Here is a 15807-nt window from a genome sequence, read left to right as displayed (position 1 = left end):
TGGACAGCGGGATCGCGAACGCCTTGCCGGCCGGGTTCGCTATCCGACGCTGCCGGCCAATTCGAAGATCGGCATGTAGAGCAGCACGACCACCGCGCCGACCGTCGCGCCCACCGCGAGCATCAGAACCGGTTCGAACACCTTGCTGAGCATCTCGATCGCGCGATCGAGCGCGCCGTCGTGAAACTGCGCGATGTGCTCGCACATCCCGCCGAGGTCGCCGCTCTGTTCGCCGACCCGCAACAGCCGCTCGGCGACCGACGTGGTCAGTTCGTGCGCGGCCAGCACGGCCGCGACCGGCCGCCCTGCGCGCATGTCGGTCAGCGCCGCCGCGAGGCGCGCGCGAAAATGCTCGGGCAGCACCTTGCCGGACAGCTCGAGCGCGACGATCGCCGGCGTACCACCCGCGATCAGTAGTCCGACGGTCCGGTAAAACCGCGTGAGCGCAAACAGCGCACAGATGTCGCGCACTTTCGGCGCGCGCCACGTCAGGCGCTGCGCGGCACGCTTGACGGCTGCCGAGCGGATCGCCAGCACCGCGCCGGCGAACGACGCCGCAACCGCGAACCCGACCGCCATCCCGTTCTCCCGCAGCAGGGTCGCCCACCAGAGCATGGCCTGGGCCGTCGCCGGCAGCGTCGCGAGCGACTCGAACACCACCGCGAAGCGTGGAATGACGAAAAACGCCATGAACAGCAGAATCGCGACGCCGACGCCGATCACGACGGCCGGATAGATCAGCGCGCCGGTGACGCGCTTGCGAACCTGTTCGATCCGCACTTCGTACTGCTGGTAGCGCTTCAGGACGACCGGCAACTGGCCGCTGCCCTCCGACGATTCGATCGTCGCGACGAGCAGCGGCGGAAAAATGGCCGGCTGCTGCGCGAGCGCCTTCGACAACGGCTGCCCCTCGACCATCACCGCGAGAATCCGGTCGATCACGTGTTTCGCGTCCTTGCCCGAATCCGCCTTGTCACGCAACGCTTCGAGCGCCTCCATCAATACGAGGCCCGCGTCGAGCAACGTCGACAGTTCCTGCAGGAACAGCGTCAGCGCGAACTTCGATGCGCGCCGGCGGCGTCCGATGCGGGTATCGCGCCGTACCTCGAGCACGACCCCACCCTGCTCCGCGATGCGCGCGCGCGCTTCCGTCTCGCTCGCGGCCTCGACCGTCTGCTGCGTGACCTTGCCGCCGGCGAGCACGCTTACCCGAAATGCGTCCATCGCTACCTCCGCCATTCGTCGAGCATCGCGAGGCTTGCGTCGCGATCGCTCGTCAGCTCGTGATACTCACGCCACACCTTGGTCGCATACGCCTTGCGGGCGGGTTCGCGCTTCGGCGAGGATCCGGCGTTGTACGCGCCGACCGCGTTCCACGTGTAGCCGTGCCGCTCGATGAATCCGGCGAGAATCGATGCGCCGGTATCGATCGACGTGCACGGCTCGTCGATCAGCCGCTTGCGCGTCACGCCGACCTTCACGAGACGCGGCAGATGCGAGCTGTTGATCTGCATCAGCCCGATGTCGTAGGTGCCGTTGCTGTTCCAGTTCATCGCGCGCGGATTCAGCGCGGATTCCACCGTCGCGATCGCGGCGAGCAACAGCGGATCGATGCCGTGCCGTTCCCCCGCTTTCGTGAAGCAATCCTTGGCCGCGGCGCCGGATGCGCAGGTGGCGAACAGCGCCACCGCCGCGATCCAGCGACGCACGCCCTTACATGCCATAGACGAGGTCCGCATCGATGCCGCTCCCGCCAACACGACCGTCCCGCCCGAGTGACACGATCTCAGCCTCGCCATCGCGGCCCGGCACGTTCCATTGGTACGCACGGCCCCAGCCATCCTTCGGCACGGCCTTCGCGAGATACGGGCCGTTCCAGCCGTCGGCGCCTTGCGGCTGCGCGACCAGTGCGTCGAGCCCTTCGTCGGCCGTCGGATAACGGCCCGTGTCGAGCCGGTATTGCGTGGTTGCGTCGCCCAGCGTCTTCATCTGCGCTTCCGTCGACTTGACCTTGGCCTTGTCGACCTGCGAGAACAGCTTCGGACCGACATAGCCGGCCAGCAGCGCGATGATCAGCAGCACGACCAGCAGCTCCAGCAGCGTGAAGCCCTGCTGGCCGCGTCGCTTCGTCCGGCTCCCATTGTTCGGTTTCATGTCGTTTGCCCTCTGTAGAAATCCCGGCGCGACGTCGCGGCCGGGGGCCGTCGTGTTGTAGACGGCGGGTGAGCCAGGCGCTTTCGGGAATACGAGTTCGATTGATGGAAAGCGCCGATCGATGAAGTCATTTTCCCGGGGGCAGGAACATGGCTCCATCTTCATCAAGGAAATCTCAAAGACCAGTTCAATCCGCCTGTTCGCATCCGTGGCAAATGAAAGAGCCGCGCGCATCGCTGCGCGCGGCTCGCTTCATCTCCTTGTCAGGTCGTTACTTGCTGCAGGCGCCCAGGTCCTTCCACACCTTGCCGGTGTGGTCGGCGCCGGTCGATGCCGGATTGCCCGGAACCTCGTCCTGGGTCCACCAGCGCGCTTCGTACGTGCGGCCGTTGTGCTGCACCTTCGCGCCGCCCGTGTAGGCCGTGCCCTGCTTCCATTCGGCCTGGCACTGCGCGCCTTCGCCGCCGCCGGATTCGCCGGTCAGCTTGAACGTGGTGGTTTCCTGCTTCAGCGTGCCGCCTTCGATCTGCGACGTCGCCACGGCCGTGTGATTGCCCGCCTTCGCATTCGCGATATCGACGTTCACGTCGCCCTGCATGCGCATCGTCGCGGACTTCGAACCGACCAGCGAATTCGACGCGTCGTACACCTTGACGGTGACGTTCGTGTCCTTCGCGTGGTTGAACTTCAGGAAGAACTTCGCTGTCGCCTTGCCGTTCTGGATCTTGAACTCGCCGTTGTTCGAAATGCTGAAGCCTTCGTCGATGCCGCCTTCCGGCTGGTGATCGATGGTCGTCTCGGTGCGCACGATGCCGCTGGTGTTCTTCGAGAACACGTCGTTCTTGCCGAGTGCCGGCTCGACACGGCCGTCGCGCTCGACGCCGGCGATCAGGTTCGCCGCCTGCGTGCGGTTGATTTCCTTCGCGAGCAGCATCGGCCACATGTTGCGCTCGCCCTGCTGCGCGGAGCCGATCGTCACCGTGGTCTTCATCGACGGCACTTCGCCGCCCGACTTGAACACGCGATTCGAAACCTTGTCGCCGACCTTCAGGTCCATCGTCGGCGCGATGCTGCCGACGTTCGACCAGTTCGGCTTGCCCGGATCGGTGCCGCCGTCGTCACCGGTAATGTTGAGGTCGGCCACGTTGTAGAACATGCCGGCCGTGTCGCCGACGTGCCACGTCGTCAGCATCACGTGATGGCCCTTCTTGTCCGACGGAATCGTGCAGTTGTGCGGGCCGATCTCGTCGGCTTTCTTCATCCCGCCGTCGACCGTGCAGAACGGCGTCAGGTCGAACTGCTCGCGCGTGAGCTTCGCGTTCGGGTTCCAGCCCTGTTTCGTCAGGTAGTACTTGAATTCCTTCGTCACGTGCGGCGCGGTGAAGGTCCACTTGAACTGCTGCGCGCCCGGCTTGATGTCGTTGATCTTCCAGCGATCGACGGCCTGCTCGTTGAGCTCGCTGAACTGCGTCACGCCGCCGCTTGCGATCTCGCCATCCGGCGCGCCGGCTGCCGGGAAGCCCTGCTTGCCCTCGACGCTTTGCGGTTCATAGGTCACCGAACCGCAGTTGAAGTTTTCGATCTTGCCCGACTTCGAGCTGCACAACAGGTTGCGCGACGGCGGCTCCGACAGGTAGCCGTGCGCAAATGCGGCTTGCGCGAAAAACATCGATGCGCAGGCAACGAGCGGCGACAGGGTGAAAAGCGTCTTTTTCGCTGTTCGAGTTCTCATCTGATTCCGTTGGTTGAAAGTTGAGTGGAAGTTGCTTCGATCGACGAATCGCGAACGATCGCCGGACAGTGCGTGACGCGTGCTTGACTGACGAAACGCGGAGTGCAGTATCGTCAGGCACGGTGCATCGGCGAATCTTCCTGAACGATCTCTCAACGATGCGTCGCGCGCCGCGCCGACCACCCGCTTTCCCGTGCGCGGCTCGCATTGAGATTGCATTCAGATTCGTTGCTGCCATCCGGTCCATGAAAAAGAATGGCCTCGCTTTTCCGGCACTCTTCTTCAACACAAGGATGGATGGCTATCAAATTGAAATCGAATAAACGGACTCCCGGCATCTTGGTTCGACGCCGCTCGCTGCATCGCGCGCACTTCGCCTATGCAGCGCTCGCGGCGGCCAGCGCATTGAGCTTCGCGAGCGCCGCGTTCGCGGCGCCCGGCACACCGAGCCTGAAGCAGTACGAAATCACGTCGCAACCGCACGGCTTCGTCGAGATCGACATGCAGAAGGCCGGTGTCGCGCCATACAAGGACATCGTCAAGCTGAACAAGAAGGTCGACGTGCCGCTGCCGTTCGACATCTGGAGCAACGGCACCGCCGTAAAGGCAGTCGCGGTGGTGGACGGCGTCGTCGATCCCGCTTCCGAAGTCCGAATGACCCCCGGCGGCACGCAAAGCGGCCAGGTGGTCGCGAACGTGAAGACACCCGGTGTGAAGAAGATGCAGGTACGCGTCATCGACGCCAACGGTGCGGCGACCGACAGCGCGCCGCTCGACGTGGTGGTGTTCGATACGATTCCCGAACTCGCGGACGACCTGCCGAACAACGCGAGCAAGAACCACAAGCCGTATGCGAACACGTCCGGCTCGGTGGTCGGCACCTACTTCGCGACCTGGTCGATCTACGACCGCAAGTTCAACGTCGACAACGTGCCGGTCGAGAACCTCACGCACATGCTGTACGGCTTCATTCCGATCTGCGGCGGCGCGGACGTGAACGCATCGCTCGCGAAGGACCTGCCGGGTTCGTTCAACACGCTGCTGCAGAGTTGCAAGGGCCTGCCCGACTACAGCGTCGCGATCCACGACACCTATGGCGAGATGGCCAAGGCATTGCCGGGCCAGACGGCGAACTCGAAGCTCAAGGGCGTGCTCGGCCAGATGATGGCCGCGAAGAAGCGCAATCCCGACCTGAAGATCCTGCCGTCGATCGGCGGCTGGACGCTGTCCGACCCGTTCTTCCAGATGCACGATCCGGCCAAGCGCAAGGTGTTCGTCGATTCGACCGAGCAGCTGCTGCGCACGTGGAAGTTCTTCGACGGTGTCGACATCGACTGGGAATTCCCCGGCGGCAAGGGCGTGAACCCGTCCCTCGGCGATCCGGTGAAGGACGGCCCGCTGTACGTGACGCTGATGAAGGAACTGCGGCAGATGCTCGACAAGCTGTCGCGGGAAACCGGCCGGACCTACGAGCTGACGTCGGCGATCGGCGCGGGCAAGGACAAGATCGACGTGGTGAACTACAAGGAAGCCACGAAGTACATGGACTACATCTTCGACATGACGTACGACTACTACGGTGCGTTCAGTCTGACGGAGCTGGGTCATCAGACCGCGCTGCACGCGCCGGACTGGAAGCCGGACACCGCGTATACGACGGACAACTCGATCCGGGCGCTGCTCGCGCAGGGCGTCGATCCGAAGAAGCTCGTCGTCGGCGCGGCGGCCTATGCGCGCGGCTGGAACGGCGTGCACGGTTATGCCGACGGCAATCCGTTCACCGGCACCGCGACGGGGCCGCACAAGGGCCAGTGGGAACCGGGCATCCTCGACTACAAGAAGCTCAAGGCCGAGATGATCGGGCCGAACAACGCCGGCATCAACGGCTACGAGTACCACTACGACCAGACGGCCGAAGCGCCCTACGTATTCAACAAGAGCACCGGCGAACTCCTCACCTTCGACGACGAACGTTCGGTCCTCGCGAAGGGCGACTATGTGCGCGCGCATCAGCTGGGCGGCCTGTTCTCGTGGGAAATCGATGCGGACGACGGCGACATCCTGAACGCGATGCACAAGGGCCTCGGCCACGGCGACGAAGGCGGCGGCGGTGCCGAAAACCATCCGCCGGTCGCGAACGCCGGTGCCGACATGACGGTCACCGGGCCGCAGACGGTCACGCTCGACGCGTCGAAGTCGCGCGATCCGGACGGCGACAAACTGAGCTTCAAGTGGGAACAGGTCGGCGGCGATCCGCTGAAGCTTGCCGATACGACGAGCGCGAAGGCACGCGTCGATGTTCCGTCCGTCAAGCAGGACACGAAGTACACGTTCCGCGTGACGGTCACCGATCCGGCGGGCCTGAAGGATACGGCGCAAGTCGTCGTGACCGCGCAGGCCGATGCCACGGTCGAACCGCCGCCCGAGGAGAATCGACCGCCGGTCGCGCAGCTCGGCGGCCCCGCAACGGCGGAAGCCGGTCAGGCCGTGACGCTGTCGGCCGAGAAGTCGACGGACCCGGACGGCGACACGCTGACCTACAAGTGGGGCGTGCCGAGCGGCATCGATGCGAAGCCGGCCGGTGCGACGCTGAGCTTCACCGCGCCCGAACTCGCCAAGGACCAGTCGTTCGTTTTCTCGGTCACGGTGAGCGACGGCAAGCTGTCGAGTACCGCCCGGCACACCGTCCTCGTGAAGGCGAAGGATACGGGCGGCGGTGAAGGCGGCGGTGGCGGCCAGTACCCGGCGTACAAGGCCGGAACGCAATACAACGCCGGCGACGTCGTGTCGAACCTCGGCAAGCTGTACCAGTGCAAGCCGTTCCCGTACAGCGGCTGGTGCTCCGGCGCGCCGAGCGCGTACGAACCGGGCAAGGGCTTCGCGTGGAACGATGCGTGGACGCTCTACGGTGATGACGAAGGCGGCAACGGCGGCGGCGAAGGTGGCAACGGCGGTGGCGGTGAAGGCGGTGGCGAAGGCGTCGGCGATCACCCGCAGTACAAGGAAGGGACGAAGTACAACGACGGCGACATCGTCTCCAACCACGGCAAGCTGTACCGCTGCAAGCCGTTCCCGTACACCAACTGGTGCTCGATGGCGGCGTGGGCATACGAGCCGGGCAAGGGCTCCGCGTGGGATCAGGCCTGGGAGGAATACAAGCAGTAAGCAACGGCATAGGCCAGGTCCGGCCGACGGCGCCATCGTGGCGCCGCGGCCGACCTGAAACCCGCGCCTCGTGGCGCCCAACGGCTGATGCCGGTCTCGCCCTCGCCTCGTGCGAGGGCGTTTTCGTTTCCGGTGCCGACCCGGGATGGAAGCGCGAATTCCGCGCGTCATCGGATTCCACGTGCCGCAGCCGACCTCGGACCGGCGTCAGCGCGATCGCTCGCGGCAACGACAGCGAAACGGCGCAACCGCTTTGCGCCGCACGCCTTGCGACGAACGATCCGGCTTCGGCGTCCATCGGGACGTGGCATGCGTGACACACGAATGCAAAAAGGCCGGCCCGGTGCGACACCGGATCCGGCCTTTCATCCGCCTCGCCTCAACATCGGTCGACGATCGCGCATCGCGATGCCGCTACGCCGTTCAGGCGGCTGCCTGTCACGCGTCGTCGAGCATTTCCGCCACGGTTCTCGGCAGACGCACGGTGAAACGGCTGCCCTGCCCCAGCGTCGACTCGACGTCGACCGATCCGCCGTGGCGCTCGATCACCGCCTTGACGAACGGCAACCCGAGACCGACTCCGCGGCTCGCGTCGCGATACGTGCCGTCGACCTGGAAAAACGGTTCGAACAACCGGGGCAGCGCGCCGGCCGGGATGCCGATCCCCTGGTCCTGCACCGCCACCGAAACCTGCCGGTCGTCGGCGTCGATCCATACGTCGACGACCGTATCCTCGGCCGAGTACTTGATCGCGTTGTCGAGCAGATTGGTCAACGCACGCAACAGCATGTCGCGGTTGCCGAGCACGAACACGTCGGCACCGTCGTAATGCGGACCCTCGACGCGGATGCGCTTCGCGTTCGCACTGTGCCAGAGCTGGTCGACCGCTTCCGTCGCCAGATCGTTCGCCGACACCGGCACGTATGCGTCCGTATCGAGGTGCTCGGCGCGCGACAACTGCGTAAAATCCTGCGCGACGCGCAAGCTGTAGTCGACAAGCTTGTGCAGGTCGGCGAGGAAATCCTCGTCGGTCGCGCCGTCGGCCTGGTTTCGCTCTTCGAGCAGCGACAGTACCGTCGAGAGCGGGTTGCGCAGGTCGTGCGCCATGTGTCTCAGCGTCAGCCGGTCACTTTCGACCGCGGCCTTGATGTTGTGGATATCGACGAGGCAGATCATGCTCGCCGTCGAACTGTGCTGGTCGCCATCGCCGAACGGCGTCACCATCATCATCTGCGTGCGCCCGTTCAGTGCCAGCTCGGCCGAGTGAATCTTGCCGGTCGCCTTCGCGGCGAGCACTTCGTTATGGGCGATCGCCAGCACGCGCTGCGCGGCCGCGTCGCCGTCCGCGTCGAACGTCTCCAGCATCGCGCGGCCGCGCGCATTGCACATCAGCAGCCGGCCGTGCCGTTCGACGAAGACCGGATACGGCAGCGTCTCGATCATGTCGACATAGGCCGTCTGCCACTCGCGAATGCGCTGCATCGCGATCTCGACCTCGTCCTTGGTCGGCGTCGCGACATCGGCGCCTGCCGCATGCGGCGAGCCGACGAACGCGTGCTTGCCGGCCAGCCCGCGCAGCATCCCGTATTCGTTCAGCAGGAACGCGCGCAGACTGCCGGCGCGCCGCCAGCCGCTCACCGCGAAGATCAATACGCACACGGCGAACAACGGGCCGAGCGGCGTCCAGCACGACCAGTGCAAAAGCAGCGCCAGTTCGGCGGCAACGAACGTGGCCAGCCACCCGATCGCGAATGCATACATGCGCCAGCCCGGCACCAGCATGCAGATCAGCAGCATGCCCGTCGCGACCGCGATGCTGACGGCGACCCGGATCGCCATCGGCTCGCGCCACAGGATGTGGCCGTCGACCAGCGCCTGCGTCACCAGCGCATCGACCTCGACGCGTCGCAACCGCCCGTCTTCCGACGTCGACAGGTCGTACGCGCCAGACAGATCCGACATCGCGTCGCCGATGAAGACGATCCGGCCGCGCCATGCCGACTCGGGGATGCGCCCTTTCAGCACGTCGACATACGAATAGCGATCGAGATCGAAACGGGCCGGCAGGAACAGCGCGAGCGAACGCGCTTCGACGCGCCCGAGCTTCGCCACGTGATCCTGCACGAGCTCGCGCACGTCGCCGGCAGGCAGCGACGCACCGGCCAGGCGGATCGCCTGCAGTGCGACATGCGGCAGCTCGTCGGCCGCATCGTCCATCCGGACGTACGGCACGATGCCCTGCACCAGATGGTCGCTGCCGAGCACGACGTTGCGCTGGCCGACGGCCGCCGCCGCGCGGCGCAGCTGCGCCGCGGGCAACAACACGGTGTCGGCACGCGTGCGATCGCGTGCAAGGTGGGCGGGCAGGACAACGCGCCCTTGCCGCGCAATTGCGGCCGCGAGCGCATCGTCGCCGCGCGCGGGACCGAACATCGTCATGTCGAGCACGACGCTCGATGCACTGCCAAGACGATCGAGCACCTGCGCATGTGACGCCCGCGCATAACTGTCGCCGCCGCCCAGTTCGTCGATCGTCTTCCTGTCGATCGCGATGACGACGACGTCGTCGCGTTTGCCGTGATCGACGCCGGTCGCGACCAGATTCCAGTACAGGCGGTCGAGCGGCGACAGCAGCGTTTCGGCAGTCGGCGTACAACTGAGCGCCGCCAGCAGCGCAACGCCGGCCGTGAGCGGCCATGCGGATGTCGCGATTTTCCAGACTCGAATGAGCCAGTCAGGCATGGAGTGGCATTCCTCGTTATTGTTTTATTCGCCCGAGTTCACCGCGTTCGCGTGCTTCCTGAATGCTTGCGGCGGTCGGCCGCTTGCTTCGTCGCACGCGTGATCCCGCCACGCTGCAGTCGTTCAGTCAGGCTCGGGCCCGTTGCAACCGCAATTGCGCCGCATGCGGGCGCAGGTTGCCAAGCCGGCATGTTGCCCGAACGGCCTTGATTTTTATTTGGTAACCGATTCATTTCCCCCTTGTCCCATAAGAATTCGAGGTTTTCCGTACTTGTCCTATACGCCCTTCCCGGCAACGGGGCGCGACACCGGGATTTCGCGGCAAGCGGGCGAGTGCTGTCGCGGTGCGCGCGACCGGAGAACGAGGGACAAGTTTTTTCATCGCTTTCGATGAAATTATGTTGACAGTCCCTTTGAACACGCTAGAATAGCGGTCTTCGCATCGCAGTAAGCGAAACGTGCCCAGGTGGCGGAATTGGTAGACGCACTAGGTTCAGGTCCTAGCGGTGGCAACATCGTGGAGGTTCGAGTCCTCTCCTGGGCACCACTTATTTAAAAAGGTCGGCTTCTAGCCGGCCTTTTTCTTTTTCAGGCCCGGGAAGCAAAGCGCCTGCGCGCTTTGCTCGCGGTCCCACTCATCCACCAGCCGGACGACCAGCGACACACGGCCGCCCGGCCATCGCCCTCAGGCGCCGTTCCAGCGTTTCGCGGCAATCGCGACACGCTCGCCCAGCACTTCGGCCGTCTTTCGGTCGCTCTCGAGAATCGCGTCACCACCCTCGTCCGCATTTGCCTGCGCCATCGCACCGAGGAACGACCCGAGCCGATTCAGGTCGTTGACCGAACCCTTGCTGTTGTTGTTGCCGGGCATCAGACCGAGGCTGACCCACAGCATCTGATGCTGGGCAGCAAAGACAGCCAGCTGCTGCAGTGTCGCCAGCTTGTCGCCGCTTTGCGAAGCCGACACCGTAAAGCCGGCCGCCAGCTTGTCCCGCCACTTGCCCCAATGCTTCGACGATGCGTCCATGAAGCCCTTGAACTGCGCGGACGCGCTGCCCATGTAGGTCGGCGAACCAAAGACGATCGCCTTCGCATCGCGCTCCAGGTACTCCCAGTGTTCGTCGATCGCGTCGACCGGGATCAGCTTGACCGACACGCCATCGACCTTCTCGATACCACGAGCGACTGCGTCCGCAATGACGGCCGCATGGCCGTAGCCGCTATGAAAAACCACTGCGATTTCAGACATGAGGATCTCCTTGATGCGGACCATTCCGCATAAAAGTAACCGCGATAGTAACAGAAATGATCGCGATGCAAACGACTGCGCTTGCGTGTGTGTCGCGCTCCGTTGCGATCGACGACAATCCTCCCCCGCACCGGGATCGACCCGGCAGCGATATCCGGACACGGCGCATCCGGCACGCACTTCCTTTTCGCCCCGCTTCAAAGACCGCACAAAATTTGTTGACAAGCCACTTGGCCACGCTATAATTGCGGTCTTTCGCGATGCAGCAAAGCGAAACGTGCCCAGGTGGCGGAATTGGTAGACGCACTAGGTTCAGGTCCTAGCGGTGGCAACATCGTGGAGGTTCGAGTCCTCTCCTGGGCACCACTTATTTAAAAAGGTCGGCTTTTGCCGGCCTTTTTCTTTTTCTGGCCCAGGAAGCAAAGCGCCTGCGCGCTTTGCGTGAGGACTCGAAAGGCTGCGCTTGCAAGCGCAGCCGGGGTCGCGCATGGGTGACCGAGTCCTCTCCTGGGCACCATCTGTTTTCTAAAAAGGTCGGCTTCTAGCCGGCCTTTTTTCATTTCCGGCCCCGTATCATCCACACCGCGCCGTTGACCTATACGGCGTGACAAACCCTTTCCCTAGCCGTCTTCAGGACGGAAAAACCGTCGTCGCCCCCGCGACGTGCGCGCCCCGACCACCCGAATTCCAAAGTTTTCGCTCCCCCTGTTCCGCGACCCATCCCCGTTTCCCCAAGACCCACCCCCCCCTCATCCACGACAAAACCGGGATTTCCCTAGGCTGACATGCCGGCGCTCACGCGGTTAAATAAATCAACGTGATTTATTTAATGCGTCGCCGAGCGGCGCAACATGGAAGGAGACGCCATGAGAAGCCCGCACTTCGGCCAGGGAAGCAATTCGGCCAACGTGCGCCGTTACAACGAGCGCCTGTTGCTGAAGACGCTGCGCCGCGCGGGCAGCGCGTCGAAGGCCGATCTCGCCCGCCTCGCGAGCATGACGGGCACGGCGGTCGGCAGCATCATCGCGTCGCTCGCCGACGCTAAGCTGATCGAATCCGCGGGCCGCACCGAAGGCCAGCGCGGCCAGCCGGCGTCGCTGATCCGCCTCGACCCGCGCGGCGCGTTCGGCATCGGCGTCCATCTCGACCGGATGCGCATCGAGACGGCGCTCGTCAACTTCGCGGGCGACGTGCTCGGCCGCCGCTCGCACGACACGCTGCTGCCTCCGCCCGCCGACGTGCTCGAAATCGTGCGTCACGACATCGACGCGATGCAGGCCCTGCTCCCCGACCACGAGCGCGCCCGCCTGACCGGCATCGGCGTTGCGCAGCCTTACAACCTCGGCGCATGGATGCGCGAACTCGGGCTCGCGCCCGACACGTTCCGCGCGTGGGAAGACGTCGATTTCGCCAGCGACCTCGGCCGCATGCAGTCGCTGCCGGTGTTCGGCGAAAACGACGGCAATGCGGCTGCGATCGCCGAGCTGTTCTACGGATACGGCCGACAGTGCGACGACTTCGTCTACCTGTTCATCGGGCCGGCGATCGGCGGCGGCATCGCGATCGACGGCGACTGCCTGCGCGGCGTGACCGGCAATGCGGGCGACATCGCCGTGATTCCGGTGCCACCGAGCCGGCTGGCATCCGCGCCGCCGCCGCGCGGCCCGTGGGACATCCTGCTCGCACGCGCGTCGCTGCATGCGCTCGTGCGCCATCTGCGCCATCACGGCGAGACGGTCGAGAACCGCGCGGATCTCGAAGCATGCATCGCCCGCGGGCTGCCGGCCGTCGACGAATGGATCGACGACTGCGTCGACGCGCTGGCGCCGGCGTTGCGCGCGGTGCTGTGCGTGGTCGATGCGCCGGTGGTCGTGCTCGACGCCGATACCGACGCAGGCCTCCTCGACGCGGTAACGACCCGCCTGCGCGCGGCGCTCGTGGCCACCGCGCCCGAAGCCCGCGGCACGCCGGTGCTCGTGCGCGGCACATTCGGCGCCGACGCCGGCGCGATCGGCGCCGCGACGCTGCCGATGTTCTTCAATTTCTCCCCGCGGGCCGGCATCCTCAAGGGCGCCCGCACCGACTCGCAGGAGGTCAACCATGTCGCGATCTGAGTCGCCCCGCCCGCTGCTCGAAATGCGCCGGATCAGCAAGACGTTCCCGGCCGTGCGCGCGCTCGACAACGTCAGCCTGACCGTCTATCCCGGCGAGATCCATTCGCTGATGGGCGAGAACGGCGCGGGCAAATCGACGCTGATGAAGATCCTGTCGGGTGCGTACCGCGCCGACGCCGGCGGCGAAATCCTGATCGACGGCGCACGCATCGACATCGACAGCCCGCTCGCCGCGCGCGATGCGGGCGTCGCGGTGATCTACCAGGAGCTGTGTCTGTCGCCGAACCTGAGCGTCGCGGAAAACATCTACATCGGCCGCGAACTGCGCCGTGGCAACCGGCGCTGGGGCACGATCGACCGCGCGGCGATGGCGCGCGGCTGCCAGGACGTGCTCGCGCGCCTCGGCGCCTCGTTCGGACCGGACACACTCGTCGACACGCTGTCGATCGCCGAACAGCAGCTCGTCGAAATCGCGCGCGCCGTGCACACCCGCGCACGCATCCTCGTGATGGACGAGCCGACGACGCCGCTGTCGTCGCGCGAAACCGAGCACCTGTTCCGCCTGATCCGTCAGCTGCGCGAGGAAGGTCTCGCGATCATCTACATCAGCCACCGGATGGCGGAGATCTACGAACTGTCCGACCGCGTGTCGGTGCTGCGCGACGGCGCGTACGTCGGCACGCTCGAACGCGAATCGCTGTCGGCCGAGCGTCTCGTCGCGATGATGGTCGGCCGCGACATCTCCGGCTTCTACAAGAAGGAACACGCGCCGTACGATCCCGGCCACCTGCTGCTGTCGGTACGCGACATCGCCGACGGCGCGCGCGTGCGCGGCTGCAGCCTCGACCTGCATGCCGGCGAGGTGCTCGGCATCGCGGGGCTCGTCGGTGCGGGCCGCACCGAACTCGCACGGCTGATCTTCGGCGCCGAACCGCGCGTGCGCGGCGACGTGAAGCTGGACGGCCGCACGTTCGGCGCGCATTCGCCGCGCGACGCGATCGATGCGGGCCTCGTCTACCTGACCGAGGACCGCAAGCGCCAGGGCCTGTTCCTCGACATGAGCGTGCGCGACAACATCAACATCTCGGTCTGCAACCGCGATGCCCGGCTCGGCGCGCTCGACCTCGCACGAGGCGCCGAACGCGCACGCGACGCGATCACGTCGCTGTCGATCCGCGTCCCCAACGCGAACGTCAACGTCGGCGCGCTGTCGGGCGGCAACCAGCAGAAAGTGCTGCTGTCGCGCCTGCTCGAGACGAAACCGCGCGTGCTGATCCTCGACGAACCGACGCGCGGCGTCGACATCGGCGCGAAATCCGAGATCTACCGGATCATCAACGAACTGGCCCGGGCCGGCGTGGGCGTGATCGTGATCTCGAGCGAGCTGCCGGAGATCATCGGCGTCGCGGACCGCGTGCTCGTGATGCGCGAAGGCGAGATCGCGGGCGAACTCGGCGGCCACACGCCTACGCCCATCACGCAGGAAGCGATCATCGCGCTCGCGACCGGCTCGCAGGCCGAACTCGCCGACGCGCACTGAGTCGCGCTTTTCATTTTTCTCTTACATTCAGGTTACCGAAATGATCAACCCGACCAAGCAGCGGAACCTCGCTTCCGCGACGGCCCATCCGGTGGGCGATCGTACTCCCCCGTTGCGCGTCGCCGATCATCGCGCACGCATGCAGTCGCTGATCCGCACCGCCGGCATGCTGCCGGTACTGCTGGTGCTGTGCATCGGCTTCGGCTTCCTGACCGACGGCTTTTTCACGCTGCAGAACCTGTCGATCGTCACGCAGCAGGCATCGATCAACATCGTGCTCGCCGCCGGCATGACCTTCGTGATCCTGACGGGCGGCATCGACCTGTCGGTCGGCTCGGTGCTCGCCGCCGCGGCCGTCGCCGCGCTGCTCGCGTCGACCATCCCCGGCTGGGGCTGGCTCGGCGTACCGTTCGCACTCGTCGTCGGCCTTGTGTTCGGCGCGATCAACGGCGGCCTGATCTCGTTCCTGCGCCTGCCGCCGTTCATCGTCACGCTCGGTGCAATGACGGCCGTGCGCGGCGTTGCGCGGCTGATCGGCAACGACACGACCGTGTTCAATCCGCAATTGCCGTTCGCGTTCATCGGCAACGGCTCGATCCTCGGGGTGCCCTGGCTCGTCGTGATCGCGTGCGCGGTGATCGCGATCTCGTGGTTCATCCTGCGCCGCACGGTGCTCGGGATGCGGATCTATTCGGTCGGCGGCAATCCGGAAGCCGCCCGCCTGTCCGGCATCAACGTGCGGGCGATCCAGCTGTTCGTGTATGCGGCGTCCGGCCTGCTCGCGGGCCTCGGCGCGGTGATGTCGGCCGCACGGCTCTATGCGGCCAACGGCCTGCAGCTCGGCCAGTCGTACGAACTCGATGCGATCGCCGCAGTGATCCTCGGCGGCACGAGTTTCGTCGGTGGCGTCGGCTCGATCGTCGGCACGCTGATCGGCGCGCTGATCATCGCGGTACTGACGAACGGCCTCGTGCTGCTCGGCGTGTCCGACATCTGGCAGTACATCATCAAGGGGCTCGTGATCATCGGCGCCGTCGCGCTCGACCGCTATCGCCAGCGCGATTCGGCGCGCACCTGAGCCCTTCCCGTCCATTCAACCTCGCGGCGCAGG

General features: G+C 65.5%; 10 protein-coding genes and 2 tRNA genes. 6 read left to right on the top strand and 6 right to left on the bottom strand.

The window, feature by feature from the left end; genetic code table 11:
- Positions 1-39 precede the first annotated feature (39 nt).
- From H3H55_RS08185 to gbpA, 4 genes are all read right to left on the bottom strand, one after another.
- Positions 40-1224 (bottom strand): type II secretion system F family protein, encoded by a 1185-nt coding sequence (locus H3H55_RS08185; protein WP_193098263.1) that lies wholly within the window; start codon positions 1222-1224, stop codon positions 40-42.
- Between the two features lie 2 nt (positions 1225-1226).
- Positions 1227-1739 carry a lytic transglycosylase domain-containing protein gene (locus H3H55_RS08180; RefSeq protein WP_193098262.1) on the bottom strand — a complete coding sequence of 171 codons (513 nt, stop codon included), beginning with the start codon at positions 1737-1739 and terminating at the stop codon, positions 1227-1229.
- Positions 1714-2154: a type II secretion system major pseudopilin GspG gene (gene gspG / locus H3H55_RS08175; RefSeq protein ID WP_193098261.1), complete on the bottom strand. Its 441-nt coding sequence runs from the start codon at positions 2152-2154 to the stop codon at positions 1714-1716. The genes H3H55_RS08180 and gspG overlap by 26 nt, the downstream gene beginning before the upstream one ends.
- 271 nt (positions 2155-2425) lie before the next feature.
- Positions 2426-3886, bottom strand: coding sequence for an N-acetylglucosamine-binding protein GbpA (gene gbpA, locus H3H55_RS08170; protein WP_193098260.1), 1461 nt, complete (start codon positions 3884-3886; stop codon positions 2426-2428).
- A 339-nt stretch (positions 3887-4225) separates the two neighbouring features.
- On the opposite strand from gbpA, the gene H3H55_RS08165 reads away from it, so the two are divergent.
- Positions 4226-7051, top strand: a complete 2826-nt coding sequence (locus H3H55_RS08165) for a glycosyl hydrolase family 18 protein (protein ID WP_319022260.1) — start codon at positions 4226-4228, stop codon at positions 7049-7051.
- Positions 7052-7489: 438 nt separating this feature from the next.
- Here the strand turns inward: H3H55_RS08165 and H3H55_RS08160 are convergent, their stop codons facing one another.
- Positions 7490-9793, bottom strand: coding sequence for an ATP-binding protein (locus H3H55_RS08160; RefSeq protein WP_193098258.1), 2304 nt, complete (start codon positions 9791-9793; stop codon positions 7490-7492).
- A 460-nt stretch (positions 9794-10253) separates the two neighbouring features.
- Between H3H55_RS08160 and H3H55_RS08155 the strand changes: the two genes are divergently transcribed.
- Positions 10254-10340, top strand: a tRNA-Leu gene (locus H3H55_RS08155).
- Between the two features lie 138 nt (positions 10341-10478).
- Here H3H55_RS08155 and H3H55_RS08150 read toward each other — a convergent pair.
- The gene (locus tag H3H55_RS08150) at positions 10479-11042 is read right to left on the bottom strand and encodes a flavodoxin family protein (RefSeq protein WP_193098257.1); all 564 of its coding nucleotides are present in this window, start codon (positions 11040-11042) and stop codon (positions 10479-10481) included.
- 279 nt (positions 11043-11321) lie between these two features.
- On the opposite strand from H3H55_RS08150, the gene H3H55_RS08145 reads away from it, so the two are divergent.
- The 4 genes from H3H55_RS08145 to H3H55_RS08130 all read left to right on the top strand — a co-directional run bounded on the left by H3H55_RS08145 (position 11322) and on the right by H3H55_RS08130 (position 15774).
- Positions 11322-11408: transfer RNA gene (locus H3H55_RS08145), tRNA-Leu, on the top strand.
- Between the two features lie 500 nt (positions 11409-11908).
- Complete coding sequence (locus tag H3H55_RS08140) at positions 11909-13156, top strand: ROK family protein (protein WP_129514438.1); 1248 nt, start codon at positions 11909-11911, stop codon at positions 13154-13156.
- Positions 13143-14696, top strand: coding sequence for a sugar ABC transporter ATP-binding protein (locus tag H3H55_RS08135; RefSeq protein WP_193098256.1), 1554 nt, complete (start codon positions 13143-13145; stop codon positions 14694-14696). The genes H3H55_RS08140 and H3H55_RS08135 overlap by 14 nt, the downstream gene beginning before the upstream one ends.
- Positions 14697-14736: 40 nt before the next feature.
- A complete protein-coding gene (locus H3H55_RS08130; protein WP_193098255.1) occupies positions 14737-15774 on the top strand; it encodes an ABC transporter permease subunit in 1038 nt (345 codons plus the stop codon).
- Positions 15775-15807: the final 33 nt, after the last annotated feature.

It is taken from the genome of Burkholderia sp. Z1 (assembly GCF_014893795.1).
Classification (GTDB): domain Bacteria; phylum Pseudomonadota; class Gammaproteobacteria; order Burkholderiales; family Burkholderiaceae; genus Burkholderia; species Burkholderia theae.
The sequence above is the reverse complement of the archived record's forward strand: the minus strand, read 5'-3'. Positions and strand labels throughout refer to the sequence as shown.